Source organism: Pseudomonas sp. P4_C8, from assembly GCF_056401975.1.
Genome location: NZ_JBFUIH010000006.1, coordinates 79,176 through 96,238, shown reverse-complemented (window position 1 = coordinate 96,238; position 17,063 = coordinate 79,176). Strand labels below are relative to the sequence as shown.

Sequence of the window (17,063 nt, the reverse complement as noted above, 5' to 3'; positions counted from 1 at the left end):
TGGCGTAGCTTTTGTAGGAGCAGGCTTGCCCGCGATAGCGCTCGTGAGATCGCCATCGCGGGCAAGCCTCGCTCCTACAGAAAGTGAAGGTCTACACAACAACAAATGTCCCTCTGAGATAACACCCTTGAGCATTCAACCGAGTACTTATTCACCAGACATCGCGGTGCCGACCGACAAACGTGTCTTCGGCGGTCGCGATCTGTTTTCCCTGTGGTTCTCCCTCGGCATCGGCCTGATGGTGCTGCAGACTGGCGCACTGCTCGCGCCAGGCTTGGGCCTGTCCGGTTCGTTGCTGGCGATCTTCCTCGGCACCCTGGTCGGCGTTTTGCTGCTGGCCGCCGTCGGCGTGATCGGCAGCGACACCGGTCTGTCGTCGATGGCCGCACTCAAACTCAGCCTCGGCAAACGTGGCGCGAGCTTGCCGGCCGTGCTGAACCTGCTGCAACTGATCGGTTGGGGCTCGTTCGAAATCATAGTCATGCGCGACGCTGCCAGCCTGTTGGGCGCGCGGGCATTTAGCGAAGGCAGCCTGCTGTCGAATCCGCTGCTCTGGACAATTTTCTTCGGTGGTTTGGCGACCTTGCTTGCCGTCAGCGGTCCCCTGACATTCGTGCGGCAAATCCTGCGCAAGTGGGGCATCTGGTTGTTGCTGGCTGCGTGCATCTGGCTGACCTGGAACCTGTTTGCCAAAGCCGATCTGGCCGCGTTGTGGGCGCAGGCCGGTGATGGTTCGATGCCGTTTGCCGTGGGTTTCGACATTGCCATCGCGATGCCGCTGTCCTGGCTGCCGCTGATCGCCGACTATTCGCGTTTCGGCAAGCGTGCGAAAAACGTCTTCGGTGGTACGGCGCTGGGCTTCTTCATCGGTAATTTCTGGCTGATGAGCCTGGGCGTGGCTTACACCCTGGCGTTCGCGCCGAGCGGTGAAGTGAATGCCTTGTTGCTGGCGCTGGCCGGTGCCGGTCTGGGCATTCCGCTGCTGCTGATCCTGTTGGACGAGTCGGAAAATGCCTTCGCCGATATTCACTCGGCCGCCGTTTCCAGCGGAATTTTGTTGCGCTTGAAAGTCGAGCATCTGGCGCTGGCCATCGGCGTGATCTGCACACTGATCGCGTGCCTGGCACCGCTGGCCCAGTACCAGAACTTCCTGCTGTTGATCGGTTCGGTGTTTGCGCCGCTGTTCGGCGTGGTGCTGGTGGATCACTTCATCTTGCGCAAACGTTCGGCTCAAGTGGCGTCAGCCGCGTTGCGCTGGCCGGCATTGCTCGCCTGGTTGGGTGGGGTGAGCACCTATCATTTGTTGGCCAATCTGTATCCGGACATCGGCGCAACCCTGCCGTCGTTGATTCTGGCAGGGCTGCTGCAGTTGGTGCTGGGTCGGGCCTTCAGCTACGGCCGGGAAACAGCTCGGGCTTGATGATGCCGTTCAAACGTGGGTAAGGGATCTTCAGTTCGATATGGCCCAGCGCGTAAGGCGCGATGGTGCTGGTTTCGTACTTGAGGATCACCCCGCCGTAGGTCAGCGCCACGTTCTGGGTTTTCTGGAACGGCCAGCTCTTCACGAACTCCGGTTCCTGATCGAGCTTGGTGCTGATCAGCCAGCTGTTGTGCGCGACTTGCGCCGCCTTCCAGAACGCTTCTTCCTGACCTGGAATCAGCATGTCCGACAGCGTCAACACTTTGTGTTGCTGGCGTGAATAGTTGATAAAACCGCGGCCCGGTGTGCCATGAGCGCCGCCGGTGTCCAGGTAGCTGGAAAATTCGACGATCACCAAGCCGTCATGCTGTTCACGTACTTTGGCTTGCAGGTAGCTGCTGGAACGCGGACTGGCGGTGCGCAAAAATTCGTCACGATAGGCCGTCAGCGTGGGTGCCACTGGGGCGTCCGGTGAGGTGCGGGTCAATTGCAGCAGGCGTTTTTCGACGATGCCGTCCAGCGCGGGTTCGGCAGGAAAGTGCACTGTATCGATGTTCACCAGCGGGCATTCGGATGTGGTGCAACCCGGTTTCAGGGTTTCGGTGGCGTCGCGGGTGGTTTCCAGTGGTGCCCGGTAGCTGGGCTGAAACAGGCTCTGGCAGGCGCCCAGCGTCAGGGCGATAGCGGCCACGGAGGCGATTTTAAAAAGCGACATGGGCGTCCTTTGCAAAACAGGGGAAGGCAAAAAAGTTATCCGCTTCGACTATCAACGAAGCAGTCAGTTCGCCACTAAGCTAATTAGAGTTGGTTTCGCCCTCACCGTCTATCCCGCTGACGGGAAAGGGGCTGCATCAAATGTCGCAGGCGCGTTAGGATGGCGCGAAGTCGAGGTTGCAAGTAACAAAAAGGAGCCTCGTAATGGATTTGCAGTAAAGAGGATAGTCATGACTGATTTTGCCAACGCCATTCCGACCGCCGTTGATATCGTTCGGCGCGAAAAGTGCTACGAGGGCTTTTATAAGCTCGACCGCGTGCACTTGCGCCACGAACTGTTCGCGGGTGGTATGAGTCGCGAGATCAATCGTGAAGTGTTCGTGCGCCACGATGCAGTGTGTGTGCTGCCTTACGACCCGCAGCGCGACGAAGTGGTGCTGATCGAGCAATTTCGTGTCGGTGCCATGGGCAAGACCGACAACCCTTGGCTGATCGAACTGGTCGCTGGTCTGATCGACAAGGAAGAAGTGCCGGAAGAAGTTGCTCACCGCGAAGGGCAGGAGGAAGCTGGGCTTGTGTTCGGGGCGCTCTGGCCGATGATCAAATATTTCCCGTCGCCGGGCGGCAGCAATGAATTCGTGCACTTGTTCCTGGGGCGTTGCGACACGAACGGGGTTGGTGGCCTGCATGGGCTGGAGGAAGAAGCTGAAGATATCCGCGTCACGGTCTGGGCGTTCGAAGATGCCTTGCAAGCCGTACGTGACGGACGAATTGCCAACGCGGCCAGCATCATTGCCTTGCAATGGTTAGCTTTAAACCGCGCTGAAGTGAGGGGGTTATGGTCGTAAACAAGCTGCGCGATCGTTATAGGGTGGACCTTGCGGGGCTGCAAGCTTCCTGCGAGGCGAACTACGCGCGCTTGATGCGACTGCTGCCAGACATGCGCGACGAGCCGGCGGCGCGGCGCATTGCCGTCACCCACGGCGAACAGATGCTCGGCGTGCTGGCGCTGGAAGTGTTGCAGGTCTGTCCGTACACCACGACCCTGCTAGTGCGCCAGGAACACAGCCTGCCCTGGCTGCCAATACCGCAGCTGGAAGTGCAGGTCTATCACGACGCCTGCATGGCCGAAGTCGTCAGTGCTGAACATGCACGGCGTTTTCGCGGCATCTATCCTTACCCGAATGCGTCGATGCATCAGCCGGACGAAAAGGCCCAGCTGAACATGTTTCTGGGCGAATGGCTGAGCCATTGCCTGGCCTGCGGACACGAGTACGCCGTTGTGCGTTGAGCGCCCTATCTCCCAAATATGCTCATTTTTGGCGGTGTTCATTGTCACCATGCTGCGTTGCCGCTCCTCCCCATAGCTAGCTATGAGTCGTCGCGGCGCCTTGCCTGGCGACAATGACCACTCGCCAAAAAAAGAGCATATTTGGGGGATAGGGCGCTAGTTGTGAACTGTGTCTGGTTCACAGATTTCCCCTTTTGAGCGTCCCCCAGCATAATTGCAGCACCCATCCACACCCGTGATTCAGTCCTGGGAGAACGCCTTGCCGAGCGTATCCACATTGACCACCGCCGATCCGGCGTTGCTGGTGCAACTCTCCGACAGTCATCTGTTTGCGCAAGCGGGCGGGACGTTGCTGGGCATGAACACCCGGGACAGCCTGCAAAAAGTCATCGAGTTGGTGCAGCTTCAGCAGCCGCACATCGACTTGGTCATCGCCAGTGGCGACCTGTCTCAGGACGGGACGCTGGAGTCCTACCAGCAGTTCCGCGAACTGACCCGTCAGCTCGATGCGCCGGCGCGCTGGATTCCCGGCAATCACGATGAGCCACAGGTCATGGCCGAGGCAGCAGTGCAGAGCGCAATGCTGGAATCGGTGGTGGATGTCGGTAACTGGCGGGTCACGTTGCTCGATTCCGCCGTGCCGGGTTCGGTGCCGGGGTATTTGCAGGATGAGCAGTTGCAGTTGTTGGCTCGGTCACTGAGTGAGGCACCGGAGCGGCATCATCTGGTGTGTTTTCACCATCATCCGGTGTCGATTGGCTGTGCGTGGATGGAGCCGATAGGGTTGCGCAACCCTGAGGCGCTGTTTGCGGTACTCGATCGTTTTCCGCAGGTGCGGGCGGTTTTATGGGGGCATGTGCATCAGGAGATTGATCAGGTGCGCAACGGCGTGCGCCTGATTGCCTCGCCTTCGACCTGCATTCAGTTCGAGCCGGGCAGCGATGATTTCAAGGTCGGGGAGCAGGCGCCGGGGTATCGCTGGTTGCGGTTGTTGCCCGATGGGCGGATCGAAACCGGTGTCGAACGGGTCACCGGGTTTGATTTTCAGGTTGATTACAGCTCCAACGGTTACTGAGTTTTTGGGTGCATATCCGTTTCTGCGGTAACGGCCGCTAATGGTTTCGCTCTTACAGCGAGTCCCTTTTGGCAAACGCCCCAAAAGGAACCAAAAGGTCTCGCCCCGAGCGTCCGGCCCCTCGCCAAGGCTCGGCGTTCCTTCGCTCCGGTATCCATCCGGGGACACTGCCCTCCGGTCGGCTTCGCTTCGACCTACATGCAGCGTGTTCGACTGCGTCGAACGGCGCTGCGCGCCACTCCCCGGATGCACACCTCCACTCAGCCTCCCGAAGGGGCGGGTGGATCAAGATCAAGAGCTGCAGGCGAGCTAACGCTCGGCCTGTTGAGTGGTGAAGAGCGGCGGGTGTACACCGATCTATTGTAGGAGCTGGCTTGCCAGCGATGGCGGCCTGACAGCCGACCAATTTCCAGCAGATGCACACCATTCCCCTGTAGGAGCTGGCTTGCCAGCGAAGGCGTCCTCACCGACGACACTGTTTAATGGTCAGCAGAAATTTCGGAACCTTCCCACGATCTTTTCAGGTTGCCCGTCGGACGTGGCTTCACTAGCCTTTGCTCTGTCGCTGATACATTCAGCGTCCGGGCTTCGCGGCCCACTGAACTGAGGCATAATCGCCGCGCCTTACAACAGCACTTTTGAGTGCCTGTCGTTTTGTTTCATGGCGGCTGTGCGTGGGATACCTTCGGGTATGCCGATTCTCAGTTCTCGGTCCGCGAACCCGCGTACAGCTGCCACCCTTACATTGCATCGCGGCAATTGGGGGTGGCTCCATATCAATGAACTGACGTGTAACCATGTTCAAACCAACACCAAATCCTCCAGATACTGTTCGCAAATCCAGCACGATGTTTATGGTCGCCCCCGACATAGACATAGAAAGCCTGTTAGCCCATTCCTGTGAGTCACTGGCTTCGGCGAGTGTGATGGCCAGTGATTTCGCTGCGCGCCTGCAAGGTCCGGACCGGCATACGGTCATGGCGCTTCAGCAAATTGTCATGCTGGCTGAACTGGCGGTGAATCGGGTGCTGGATACCGTTGATCCGGCATAACCTTTAGACCGCGTTATCGTTCATCGCGAGCAGGCTCACTCCTACAGGGACATGCATTCCAATGTGGGAGTGAGCCTGCTCGCGATGGCGCCCTCAAAGGCACCACGAATCCCGAGGATATCCCCGATCCCCCCGAGTCCCTGTAAACTGCGCCTCTTTACCCGACGCACAGGGAGCTCAAATGTCCGGTTCGATCCTTTATATCCACGGTTTCAACAGCGCGCCTGCGTCGAAAAAGGCCACGCAGTTGATGCAAGTGATGGACCGTCTGGGTTTGAGCGATCAGTTGCGCGTGCCAGCCTTGCATCACCACCCTCGCGAGGCCATCGGTCAGCTGGAGCAGGCGATTGCCGAGCTGCAACGGCCACTGCTGGTCGGCAGCTCACTCGGCGGCTACTATGCGACTCTCTTGGCCGAGCGCCATGGCCTCAAGGCTTTGCTGATCAACCCGGCCGTCAGTCCGCACCGGATGTTCGACGGGTTCCTGGGGACGCAGAAAAACCTGTATACCGATGAGGCTTGGGAGTTGACCCACGACCACGTGACGGCCCTGGCCGAGCTGGAAGTGCCGGCACCCCAGGACCCGCAGCGGTATCAGGTGTGGTTGCAGACCGGTGACGAAACGCTGGACTATCGACAGGCCCAGCAGTATTACCGGGCGTGTGCCTTGCGCATCCAGGCCGGCGGCGACCATAGTTTCCAGGGGTTTGCCGCGCAGCTGCCGGTAATGCTGAGTTTTGCCGGTATCGGCGCAGATTTGTATCAGGCGATCGATTTCACAGCACTGTGAGCCGTCGCCTCTATTTCACGAACATTTGACGACGAGACCCCATGGCCACTCCCAGCGCTAGCTCTTATAACGCAGACGCCATCGAAGTCCTCTCGGGCCTCGACCCGGTGCGCAAGCGCCCCGGCATGTATACCGACACCAGTCGGCCGAACCACCTCGCCCAGGAAGTCATCGACAACAGCGTCGACGAAGCCTTGGCCGGGCATGCGACATCGGTGCAGGTCATCCTGCACGCCGACCACTCCCTGGAAGTCAGCGACGACGGCCGTGGCATGCCGGTGGACATTCACCCGGAAGAGGGCGTTTCCGGGGTCGAGCTGATCCTCACCAAGCTTCATGCTGGTGGCAAGTTTTCCAACAAGAACTACCAGTTCTCCGGCGGTCTGCACGGGGTGGGTATTTCGGTGGTCAACGCCTTGTCGACCGAAGTCCGGGTGCGCGTAAAGCGTGACGGCAACGAATACCAGATGACGTTCGCCGACGGTTACAAAAAAACCGAGCTGGAAGTGATCGGCACGGTCGGTAAACGCAATACCGGTACCAGCGTGTTCTTCGCCCCGGACCCGAAATACTTCGATTCACCGAAATTCTCCATCAGCCGTCTCAAGCACGTGCTCAAGGCCAAGGCTGTGCTGTGCCCGGGGCTGCTGGTCAGTTTTGAAGACAAGGCCACCGGTGAAAAAGTCGAGTGGCATTACGAAGACGGCCTGCGCTCCTATCTGGTAGACGCGGTCAGCGAATTCGAACGCCTGCCGGACGAGCCGTTCTGCGGCAGCCTGGCCGGTAATAAAGAAGCGGTCGACTGGGCGCTGCTGTGGTTGCCGGAAGGTGGCGACGCGGTGCAGGAAAGCTACGTCAACCTGATCCCGACGGCCCAGGGCGGTACGCACGTCAACGGTTTGCGCCAGGGCTTGCTCGATGCCATGCGCGAGTTCTGCGAATTCCGCAGCCTGCTGCCGCGTGGCGTGAAGCTGGCGCCGGAAGACGTCTGGGAACGCATCGCTTTCGTGCTGTCGATGAAAATGCAGGAGCCGCAATTCTCCGGCCAGACCAAAGAACGATTGTCGTCCCGTGAAGCGGCGGCTTTTGTTTCCGGTGTGGTCAAGGACGCTTTCAGCCTGTGGCTCAATGCCAACCCGGAAACCGGCATGCTGCTGGCGGAGCTGGCGATCAACAACGCCGGCCGCCGCCTCAAGGCGAGCAAGAAGGTCGAGCGCAAGCGCATCACCGCCGGGCCGGCGCTGCCGGGCAAACTGGCTGATTGTGCCGGGCAGGACCCGATGCGTTCCGAGCTGTTTCTGGTGGAAGGTGATTCCGCCGGCGGTTCCGCCAAGCAAGCGAGGGACAAAGAGTTTCAGGCCATCCTGCCGTTGCGCGGCAAGATTCTGAACACGTGGGAAGTCGACGGCAGCGAAGTGCTAGCCAGCCAGGAAGTGCATAACATTGCTGTGGCCATCGGTGTCGACCCGGGCTCGGCGGACATCGCCCAGCTGCGTTACGGCAAAATCTGCATCCTCGCCGACGCCGACTCCGACGGTTTGCACATCGCCACGTTGCTGTGTGCGTTGTTCGTCCAGCATTTCCGCCCGTTGGTGGATGCCGGTCACGTCTATGTCGCCATGCCGCCGCTGTACCGCATCGACTTGGGCAAAGAGATTTACTACGCCCTGGACGAGGCCGAGCGCGATGGCATTCTGGATCGTCTGGTCGCCGAGAAAAAGCGCGGCAAGCCGCAGGTCACCCGATTCAAAGGTCTGGGTGAAATGAACCCGCCACAGCTGCGCGAAACCACCATGGACCCGAATACCCGGCGTCTGGTGCAGTTGACGCTGGACGATTTCGAAGCAACGTCGGAAATGATGGACATGTTGCTGGCGAAGAAACGCGCCGGTGATCGCAAATCCTGGCTGGAATCCAAGGGCAACCTGGCCGAGGTTCTTGGTTGATGCCGCGTGGCTTTGCCCTGGCATGTTGTTTACTTCTGGCCCCGGTTCTGGCGTTTGCTGAACCGGCACCAGAATTGCGCGTGGTAGCCGAGCATCCGGTTGACGGCATGCGCGGCGGCAATCTGTCGGGACTTGCCCAGTGCGGCAAGGACCTGTGGGCGGTATCCGATCGCGACGACGATCAAATCTATCGCCTCGATACCCGCGACACGGTCTGGCAGGCTGAAGCCGTGGGCATCGGTGTGCCTGCGGTACCGGGCAGTGGCTTGCCCTGGGGATTGCGCTCGCGCGCCTGGGTGGCGTCGTTCGTGCGTGGCGGTGATCTGGATTTCGAAGCCATTACCTGCGACAGCGCCGGTAATCGCTACATCGTCAGCGAAGCCCATGCGGCGGTCCTGCAAGTCCCTCTGACGGGGCCGGCGACCTGGCTGAAAATCTCACCGATGCTGGTTCGCGAAGCACGGGCCAGTGGCATGTTATTGCAATTCAATGCGCTGTTTGAGGGCCTGGCGATCAATCCGGCGGGTGATCAAATGTGGTTCGCTGCCGAGCGTCAAAGCCGTGGATTGTTGACGATCAAGCGCAAACAAACGGTGTGGGACTGCGAAGGTGGCTGTGTGCTGCTAAGCGAAGCGGGCATGGAAATGCAGCCACCGCAATTTCCCAAGGCCAAACCGGTGCCCCGGGATTTTTCCGACGTGTCGTTGTTCAACGGCAAATTGTTCACCCTTGAGCGCAACGCGTACCAGATTTGTCGCCGTGATCCGCAGACGGCTAAAGTCGAGCGCTGCTGGTCGTATGCGGCCGAGTTGTTGCAGGAAAACCGTCGTTATCCACAGAGCTATGGGTTGGAAGAAGCATTGGTCGTGGACGCAGACGGTGCGTGGATCGGTGTCGATAACAACAACGGTGCCCGTGCCGATGGCGAAAGTCGCCCGGTTGTCTGGCGCTTCGCCGCGCCTGAAGGTGGCTGGAGCGCCAAGCCGTGAGCCAGCAAACGCCGGGCAAACGCGTCGGGCGGGTCATGCTGATATTGGCCTGGTGCGCCGCGTTATTTCTGGCGACACGGTTTTTCGGGCAATGGGAGGCGCGTCAGCAAAACCCCAATGCCGTCGTCACCTCGGAGCAGGGTGAAGGGTTTATCGAAGTGAAGCTGGTCAGCAACCGCCAGGGGCATTTTGTCGTCAGCGGTGCTATCAACGGCCACCCGGTGGACTTCATGCTCGATACTGGAGCAACGGATGTGTCAATTCCGGCCAGTGTGGCCAAGGGGTTGAAACTGGAACAAGGCTTCGGGGTGACCCTGAGCACGGCCAATGGTCTGAGCGAGGGCTATCGAACCCGCATCGACCGGCTGCAACTGGGCGACATTGTGTTGCGTGATGTTCGCGCGCTGGTTGCACCAGGACTGGAAGGCAAACAGGTGCTGCTCGGCATGAGCGCACTGAACAAACTTGAATTTACCCAGCGCGGTGGCACCATGCTGCTGCGCCAGACAACGAACCAATGAGGCCCGCATGAGCGACTCCCTTGATCTCAGCCTGGACGGTGTAGAACGCCGGTCACTGGCTGACTTCACCGAAAATGCCTACCTCAACTATTCCATGTACGTGATCATGGACCGTGCCTTGCCGCATATCGGCGACGGCCTGAAACCGGTACAGCGACGCATCATCTATGCGATGAGCGAGTTGGGGCTGGACGCCGACTCCAAGCACAAGAAATCGGCGCGTACCGTCGGTGACGTGCTCGGCAAGTTCCACCCGCACGGCGATTCGGCCTGCTACGAAGCCATGGTCCTGATGGCCCAGCCTTTCAGCTATCGCTACACGTTGGTCGACGGTCAGGGTAACTGGGGTGCGCCGGATGATCCCAAGTCGTTCGCCGCCATGCGTTACACCGAAGCGCGGCTGTCGCGTTATTCCGAAGTGCTGCTCAGTGAATTGGGGCAGGGCACTGCGGACTGGGGCCCGAACTTCGACGGCACCCTCGACGAGCCGCTGGTGTTGCCGGCACGTTTGCCGAACATCCTGCTTAACGGCACCACCGGCATCGCCGTGGGCATGGCCACCGATGTGCCGCCGCACAACCTGCGCGAAGTCGCGACGGCGTGCGTGCGTTTGCTCGATGAGCCCAAAGCCACGGTCGAACAGCTCTTTGAACACATCCAGGGCCCGGATTACCCGACCGAAGCGGAAATCATCACCCCGCGCGCCGACCTGCTGAAAATCTACGAAACCGGCAAGGGCTCGGTGCGTATGCGCGCCGTCTACCACATCGAAGACGGCGACATTATCGTCACCGCGCTGCCGCACCAGGTATCGGGTGCCAAGGTGCTGGAACAGATTGCGGCGATGATGCAGGCCAAACCGTCCAAGGCGCCGCAGATCGCTGACCTGCGCGACGAATCCGACCACGAAAACCCATGCCGCATCGTGATCATTCCGGGTGCGCGGAAAAACTTTGACCACGATGCGCTGATGCAGCATCTGTTCGCCAGCACCGAGCTGGAGTCGAGCTACCGGGTCAACATCAACATCATTGGTCTGGACGGCAAGCCGCAGCTGAAAAACCTGCGGGCGCTGCTGGTCGAGTGGCTGGAGTTCCGGGTGCAGACCGTGCGTCGCCGCCTGCAATTCCGCCTCGATAAGGTCGAGCGTCGCTTGCACCTGTTGGACGGTTTATTGATTGCCTACCTCAACCTCGATGAAGTGATTCACATCATTCGAACCGAGGAGCATCCAAAAGCGGCGCTGATCGCGCGTTTCGCCCTGAGTGAAATCCAGGCCGAATACATTCTCGACACCCGTTTGCGTCAGTTGGCGCGACTGGAAGAAATGAAGCTGCGTTCCGAGCAGGATGAGCTGCTCAAGGAGCAAGCCAAGCTGCAGGCCCTGCTGGGCAGCGAAGCCAAGCTGAAAAAGCTGGTACGCACCGAGCTGATCAAGGACGCCGAAACCTATGGCGACGATCGCCGTTCGCCGATTGTCGAGCGCGCCGAAGCCAAGGCCCTGACCGAGCACGATCTGCTGCCGAATGAGAAAGTGACGGTTGTGCTGTCGGAAAAAGGCTGGGTTCGCTCTGCCAAAGGGCATGAGATCGACGCCACTGGACTTTCCTACAAGGCCGGAGACGGTTTCAAGGCCTTGGCGGCCGGCCGCTCCAACCAGTTTGCGGTGTTTATCGACTCCACCGGTCGCAGTTATTCGGTGGCGACGCACACGTTGCCATCGGCCCGTGGCCAGGGCGAGCCGTTGACCGGTCGTCTGACGCCTCCGCCGGGCGCGAGTTTTGAATGCGTGCTGATGCCGGAAGACGATTCGCTGTACGTGATCGCTTCCGACGCCGGGTATGGTTTCGTGGTCAAAGGTGAAGATTTCCAGGCCAAGAACAAGGCCGGCAAGGCGCTGCTGAGCCTGCCGAGCAACTCGAAAGTCATTCTCCCGCGCCCGGTGGCTGATCGCGAGAACAACTGGCTGGCTTCGGTGACAACCGAAGGTCGCTTGCTGATCTTCAAAATCAGCGACCTGCCACAATTAGGTAAGGGCAAAGGCAACAAGATCATCGGCATCACCGGTGAGCGTGTGGCCAATCGCGAAGAGTATGTGACGGACATCGCCGTATTGCCGGAGGGTGCCACTTTGGTGTTGCAGGCCGGAAAACGTACCTTGTCACTGAAAGCAGACGACCTCGAACACTACAAAGGTGAGCGTGGGCGTCGTGGTAACAAGTTGCCACGTGGTTTTCAGAGGGTGGATGCGCTGCTCGTCGAAAACCTCAATAATTAAGCGTCCTAGAGCGGTCGATCTGCGATTTAACACGTAGATCGACGCTTTGGCGCTGGAGTCGGAACGCATATTCACGGATGATATGGCCTTTCAAGCGCCGGCGTGGTCGAGCGTTCTTCATATTTATTGAGTATTTTCACTGTGGTTAGCCTTGTGGCGGCCACCTGGATGGGACGATGACTGCTCTGCGCCTTCCTTTTATTTTGATGCTCGCTGGCTTGCTAGGCCTTGCGGGTTGCAGCGTTCACCAGCCGGTGTCGCTGTATCAACTGGACAGCGGAAGCCCGGTTGCGCCTGCGCAAAGCTCGGGCATGGCGGTATTGTTGGGCCCGGTAACGGTTGCCGATTACCTGCAACGCGAAACCCTGTTGCAGCGACAGCCCGATGGCAGTCTGCAAGCTGCCACCGACGGTCGTTGGGCGGGCAGCCTGTCTTCCGACATTGATCAGCTGTTGCTGCGTCAGGTAGCCGGTCGACTGGACAGTCAGCGCGTTGTGCTGGCGCCTGCCACAGCGGGCTTTACCCCGGATGTTCAGGTACTGCTGACGATTACTCGCCTGGACTCGGGTGTGTCGCAACCGGCAGTCCTGGATGCGCAATGGCGATTGATCGACCGTCGTGGAAAGGTTCGCGATAACCGCATCATTCACCTGCAAGAACAGCACGCGGGCAGCACAGCGGCGCAGGTTCAGGCGCAAGGTGTGTTGTTGCAGCGTCTGGCGGAGCAGTTGTCGGTGGCGCTCAAGCCATTGGCCAACCAGCCAGCGATTGCTGACGCGCCGCGTAAACCTGCGGCAAAACCTGTCGCGCCGGCGGCCGAGCAAGAGAAACAGCCGAAGATCCCGATGGCTTTGCCGATCCGGACCGATATGGAAGTGTTCAGGTTCTAAGCCTGGACTGATCTAAAGCAAAGCCCGCCTTGTGCGGGCTTTGTTGTTTCAGCAGGTTGGATATCTGTAGCGCTGCTGAAGGCCCCTTCGCGAGCAGGCTCGCTCCCACAGGGGATCTCTGATGCTCACAGAGGATGTGTCCACAGAAGATCCCTGTGGGAGCGAGCCTGCTCGCGATGGGGTCGGAACAGACAATAAAAAGCCCGCAGACAATCTCTTGTCTGCGGGCTTCTTTACAGCGGGGCTTACGCCCGGCGCTCATGCATCCGCGCCAGTTGCCGTTCCAGCATCGACGGATAGGGCTCCATCAACCGCTCCACACAGCAAGCGCCCTCAGGGCTCGCAATAGGGCGAATCCGTGCACGCTGACGAATCAGCACGTCGTCACCGATCTTGCGCTGCACCAGCAGCAGGTTGCGGCTGTGTTGCGACAGGGCCAGGGCGTCCTGAGCGGTTTCGGTCAGCAGCAAATCGATCTGGCTCATACCGAACAACTCCTCACCCAGCGTCAGACCCAACTGCAATTGCAGGGTGATGCCGCTGTCCGCGACTTCAATCTGCAACTGATGGCCCAGGGCTCGCAGCAATTCACCGCAGCAGATGGCGTTGGTCAGGTAGTCATCGCCACTGTCTTCGGTGTGGAACAGCATCAGCGTGCTGCCATCGTTCAGTGTGTGCAGTTCGCTTTGGTAGAGCGAAGCAGCCTGATCAAGGCAGTCGCGATAGCGTTTCAGCAATTCTTCGAGGCGCGTGCGGGGCAGGCGACGCAGTTGGTCCTGAGCGCCCAGTTGCACGGCCAGGACGGCGCTGTGCTGTGGCACGTTCGAGATCACGGGTTTTGCTGCCGGTTTCGGTGCGACGGCGACCGACTCGTCACGCAGGTCGGCAAACGCATCATCGTCATCGTCGTCTTCAACGGTGCTGACAATGTGTCGTGGCGCTGGTTTCAGGCTGGCGACGGGTTTGGTTTCATCGAAACTCGGGTCACGCAAGTTGCGTACTTCGAAGGTTGGCTCGTTGTCGTCCGCGTCTTCATCGCTGTCGTCGTACTCAGGCTCCGGCGCCGGTTCCGGCTCGGCGGGCTCCGGTGCGAAATTGGCGTGCAGCTGACGGGCCAGGTCGCCGATCTCGTCCTGGCGCTCAGTGGCCGGGGTGTATTCGTCGATATTGCGCAGCCATACGCGCAATTGCAGCAGCGGCGTAGAGATGTGCCGACCCAGACGCAGGCTCAGGGCCAGCGACAACGCCAACAGGATCGCACTCAAAATGCCCATGCTTTGTAGGCTGATGGTCATTGGCTGCTGGAATTGGTCCATGTCCAGGCTGATGCGCAGTTGCCCGGCGGTCACGTCCTGGAACGTGATCTTGCTCTGGTACATGCCCTCGGCTTCGCCCAACAGGCTGTGCTTGGGACGCTGACCGGCCTCGGCGAGGATGCGGTTATCCACGCTATAGATGGCGGCGTGGGCCACCAGCTTGTTCTTGGTCAGGTTGTTGAGCAGCACATTGAGGCTGAGGATGTCGTTGGACACCAACAGCTCCGTAGCGGAGGTGGCGGTCTGCGTGGTCAGGCTTTCGCCCAGCGCATCTGCCTGCTCGTGCATGGCCTGCTTGAACTGCAAACCCATCACGCCGGCGTAGATCACCAGGGCCAGGGCGACCAGGATCACGTTATGGCTGGCGATGCGCAATGCAATCGGTACACGGCGGTGGCGCAGTGCCCGGAAGATCAGCAGGAAGAAGTTGTCGGTTTTTACTGGCGTAGGCCGGTTCACTTGAGCTCGGCTCTTTTGTCCGTGGAGTTGACGCGCAGTATAGCGACAGGCCCTAGACCGTCAAAGCGCTCACGGTGCCCGATGGTCACTGAAAGTGGGTAGAATGCGGTTTTTTTCCACTTGCGGGGGTGCGCCTTGCGCGAAATCGTCCTGATAAACATCACGGGAGTCGACCGTCCGGGTCTGACTGCGGCCATTACCGGCGTTCTGGCCCAAGGTGGTGTGAACATTCTCGACATTGGTCAGGCGGTGATCCACGACACTCTGTCGTTCGGCATCCTGGTTGAAATTCCGGATACCGAGCAAGGCAAGTCGGTGCTCAAGGACATCCTGTTCAAGGGTTACGAGCTCGATCAACAGGTGCGTTTCACGCCAGTGTCCGAAGAGGATTATCAGCAGTGGGTCGGCAATCAGGGCAAAAAACGCCACATCGTGACGCTATTGACCCGCAAAGTGACTGCCGGGCAATTGCAGGCCGTGAGCTCGATCACCGCCAAATATGGTCTGAACATCGATCACATCGATCGTCTGTCCGGACGCATGCCGCTGGACACCCCGGCTGACAAGGGCAAGGGCTGCATCGAGTTTTCCGTGCGTGGCGAAGCGGCTGATCCGCAGGCGCTGCGGGCCGAATTCCTCAGCGTTGCGCAGGAACTGAACGTCGACATCGCCTTTCAGGAAGACTCGCTGTTCCGTCGCAACCGTCGCTTGGCGGTGTTCGACATGGACTCGACCCTGATCGAAGCAGAAGTGATCGACGAACTGGCCAAGGCGGCGGGTGTCGGCGATCAGGTGTCGGAAATCACCGAGCGAGCGATGGCCGGCGAGCTGGACTTTCGCGCGAGCTTCAAAGAACGTCTGGCGTTGCTGCAAGGTCTGGATGTCAGCGTGCTGGATTCGATCGGTGCTTCCCTGCGCTTGACCGAAGGTGCTGAAACCCTGTTCGCCGAACTCAAGCGTCTGGGCTACAAGACCGCCATTCTGTCGGGTGGCTTTACCTACTTCGCCAAGCAATTGCAGGCCAAGCTGGGCATTGACTACGTATTTGCCAACGAACTGGAAGTGGTCGACGGTAAAGTCACGGGTGTTGCAGTCGAGCCGATTGTCGATGCGCAGCGTAAGGCTGACTTGCTGCGTGAGCTGGCCCATAAGGAAGGATTGCGACTGGAGCAGACCATTGCGGTCGGTGACGGCGCCAATGATTTGCCGATGCTGGCGATTGCCGGGTTGGGTGTGGCATTCCGGGCCAAGCCGCTGGTGAAACAGTCGGCGAAGCAGGCGATCTCCACCCTTGGGCTGGATGGCGTGCTGTATCTGCTGGGCTTCCGCGATCGCGACGGACAGTTGTAAAAAGTAAACCTACTGTAGGAGCTGGCTTGCCAGCGAAAGCGGTGTATCAGGGCAGGTACACCGCGTTGCTGCATTCGCCGGCAAGCCGGCTCCTACAGGGTCAGGCCTTTGGCTGGCCCATGCCCTGGCCCATCTGCACCGGCGAACCGGCCGCCAGTTCTTCGGCCCATTTCACCTGGTCTGGCCCGAACAGCACGACAGCGGTCGAACCCAGTTTGAAGCGACCCAATTCCGCACCTTTCTCCAGGTGGATCGGCGCGCGGGCGGCTTCGTCGTAGCGGAAGGTTTTCAGCTCGCGTTTCGGCGGCGTGACCAGCCCGGCCCAGACGGTTTCGATCGACGCAACGATCATCGCGCCTACCAGCACCACGGCCATCGGCCCGCGCTCAGTGTCGAAAATGCACGCCACACGCTCGTTACGGGCGAACAGCTCCGGAACGTTTTCGGCGGTGGTCTGATTCACCGAGAACAGACGGCCCGGGATGTAGACCATCTCGCGCAAGGTGCCGGCCAGCGGCATGTGCACGCGGTGGTAGTCCTTCGGCGACAGGTAAATCGTGGCGAAATCACCGCCCATGAACGGCGCGGCGTTGGCGGAGTCACCGCCGAGCAACTCCAGCACGCTGAAACTGTGGCCCTTGGCCTGGAATACACGACCGTGTTCGATCGGGCCGAGCTGGCTGATCGCGCCATCGGCCGGGCTGAGAATGGCACCCGGGGTTTCGTCGAGCGGGCGAGCGCCGTCTTTCAGGGCGCGGGTGAAGAACGCATTGAAGTGCTCGTAGGCGGTCAGGTCTTCGACCAGCGCCAGGGACATGTCCACCTGATAACGCTTGGCGAACCAGGCGGTAAAGGCGTTTTTGAACCAGCGCACGCGGCATTCGGCAATGCAGCCGGCCAGTCGCGAGAGCAAATTATGGGGCAGCAGGTATTGGCTGAGGATAAACAGACGCTTATTCATTAACTGTCCTT

Annotated in this window: 15 protein-coding genes; 12 read left to right on the top strand and 3 right to left on the bottom strand. The window is 59.8% G+C overall.

Annotated features, from left to right (window positions below):
* Nucleotides 1-127: 127 nt before the first annotated feature.
* Nucleotides 128-1,420, top strand: a complete 1,293-nt coding sequence (cytX, locus tag AC1DWM_RS05805; RefSeq protein WP_223520107.1) for a putative hydroxymethylpyrimidine transporter CytX — start codon at nucleotides 128-130, stop codon at nucleotides 1,418-1,420.
* Here the strand turns inward: cytX and AC1DWM_RS05800 are convergent.
* Complete coding sequence (locus AC1DWM_RS05800) at nucleotides 1,389-2,135, bottom strand: RsiV family protein (RefSeq protein WP_223520109.1); 747 nt, start codon at nucleotides 2,133-2,135, stop codon at nucleotides 1,389-1,391. The genes cytX and AC1DWM_RS05800 overlap by 32 nt on opposite strands.
* Nucleotides 2,136-2,364: 229 nt before the next feature.
* Between AC1DWM_RS05800 and AC1DWM_RS05795 the strand changes: the two genes are divergently transcribed.
* The 10 genes from AC1DWM_RS05795 to AC1DWM_RS05750 all read left to right on the top strand — a co-directional run bounded on the left by AC1DWM_RS05795 (nucleotide 2,365) and on the right by AC1DWM_RS05750 (nucleotide 12,966).
* On the top strand, nucleotides 2,365-2,982 hold the full coding sequence (locus AC1DWM_RS05795) for an NUDIX domain-containing protein (RefSeq protein ID WP_007946986.1): 618 nt from the start codon (nucleotides 2,365-2,367) through the stop codon (nucleotides 2,980-2,982).
* A complete protein-coding gene (locus AC1DWM_RS05790; RefSeq protein ID WP_223520111.1) occupies nucleotides 2,973-3,425 on the top strand; it encodes a DUF1249 domain-containing protein in 453 nt (150 codons plus the stop codon). The genes AC1DWM_RS05795 and AC1DWM_RS05790 overlap by 10 nt, the downstream gene beginning before the upstream one ends.
* Before the next feature lie 259 nt (nucleotides 3,426-3,684).
* Nucleotides 3,685-4,500 carry a 3',5'-cyclic-AMP phosphodiesterase gene (gene cpdA, locus AC1DWM_RS05785; RefSeq protein ID WP_477794788.1) on the top strand — a complete coding sequence of 272 codons (816 nt, stop codon included), beginning with the start codon at nucleotides 3,685-3,687 and terminating at the stop codon, nucleotides 4,498-4,500.
* A 797-nt stretch (nucleotides 4,501-5,297) separates the two neighbouring features.
* A complete protein-coding gene (locus AC1DWM_RS05780) occupies nucleotides 5,298-5,552 on the top strand; it encodes a DUF6124 family protein (protein WP_223520115.1) in 255 nt (84 codons plus the stop codon).
* 181 nt (nucleotides 5,553-5,733) lie between these two features.
* Complete coding sequence (locus AC1DWM_RS05775) at nucleotides 5,734-6,342, top strand: YqiA/YcfP family alpha/beta fold hydrolase (RefSeq protein WP_477794787.1); 609 nt, start codon at nucleotides 5,734-5,736, stop codon at nucleotides 6,340-6,342.
* A gap of 41 nt (nucleotides 6,343-6,383) precedes the next feature.
* Nucleotides 6,384-8,288, top strand: a complete 1,905-nt coding sequence (gene parE, locus AC1DWM_RS05770) for a DNA topoisomerase IV subunit B (protein ID WP_223520119.1) — start codon at nucleotides 6,384-6,386, stop codon at nucleotides 8,286-8,288.
* Nucleotides 8,288-9,277, top strand: a complete 990-nt coding sequence (locus AC1DWM_RS05765) for an esterase-like activity of phytase family protein (RefSeq protein ID WP_223520121.1) — start codon at nucleotides 8,288-8,290, stop codon at nucleotides 9,275-9,277. Before parE ends, AC1DWM_RS05765 begins: the two co-directional genes overlap by 1 nt.
* Nucleotides 9,274-9,798 carry a retropepsin-like aspartic protease family protein gene (locus tag AC1DWM_RS05760; RefSeq protein ID WP_223520123.1) on the top strand — a complete coding sequence of 175 codons (525 nt, stop codon included), beginning with the start codon at nucleotides 9,274-9,276 and terminating at the stop codon, nucleotides 9,796-9,798. The genes AC1DWM_RS05765 and AC1DWM_RS05760 overlap by 4 nt, the downstream gene beginning before the upstream one ends.
* 7 nt (nucleotides 9,799-9,805) lie before the next feature.
* Nucleotides 9,806-12,076 carry a DNA topoisomerase IV subunit A gene (gene parC, locus AC1DWM_RS05755; protein ID WP_477794786.1) on the top strand — a complete coding sequence of 757 codons (2,271 nt, stop codon included), beginning with the start codon at nucleotides 9,806-9,808 and terminating at the stop codon, nucleotides 12,074-12,076.
* Between the two features lie 176 nt (nucleotides 12,077-12,252).
* Nucleotides 12,253-12,966: a PqiC family protein gene (locus AC1DWM_RS05750; RefSeq protein WP_223520126.1), complete on the top strand. Its 714-nt coding sequence runs from the start codon at nucleotides 12,253-12,255 to the stop codon at nucleotides 12,964-12,966.
* Between the two features lie 245 nt (nucleotides 12,967-13,211).
* On the opposite strand, the gene AC1DWM_RS05745 is transcribed toward AC1DWM_RS05750, so the two are convergent.
* The gene (locus tag AC1DWM_RS05745) at nucleotides 13,212-14,741 is read right to left on the bottom strand and encodes an AhpA/YtjB family protein (protein ID WP_223520128.1); all 1,530 of its coding nucleotides are present in this window, start codon (nucleotides 14,739-14,741) and stop codon (nucleotides 13,212-13,214) included.
* A gap of 135 nt (nucleotides 14,742-14,876) precedes the next feature.
* On the opposite strand from AC1DWM_RS05745, the gene serB reads away from it, so the two are divergent.
* Complete coding sequence (serB, locus tag AC1DWM_RS05740) at nucleotides 14,877-16,091, top strand: phosphoserine phosphatase SerB (RefSeq protein WP_007945613.1); 1,215 nt, start codon at nucleotides 14,877-14,879, stop codon at nucleotides 16,089-16,091.
* Nucleotides 16,092-16,191: 100 nt separating this feature from the next.
* Here serB and asd read toward each other — a convergent pair whose 3' ends face one another.
* The gene (gene asd, locus AC1DWM_RS05735; RefSeq protein ID WP_223520132.1) at nucleotides 16,192-17,052 is read right to left on the bottom strand and encodes an archaetidylserine decarboxylase; all 861 of its coding nucleotides are present in this window, start codon (nucleotides 17,050-17,052) and stop codon (nucleotides 16,192-16,194) included.
* Nucleotides 17,053-17,063 lie beyond the last annotated feature (11 nt).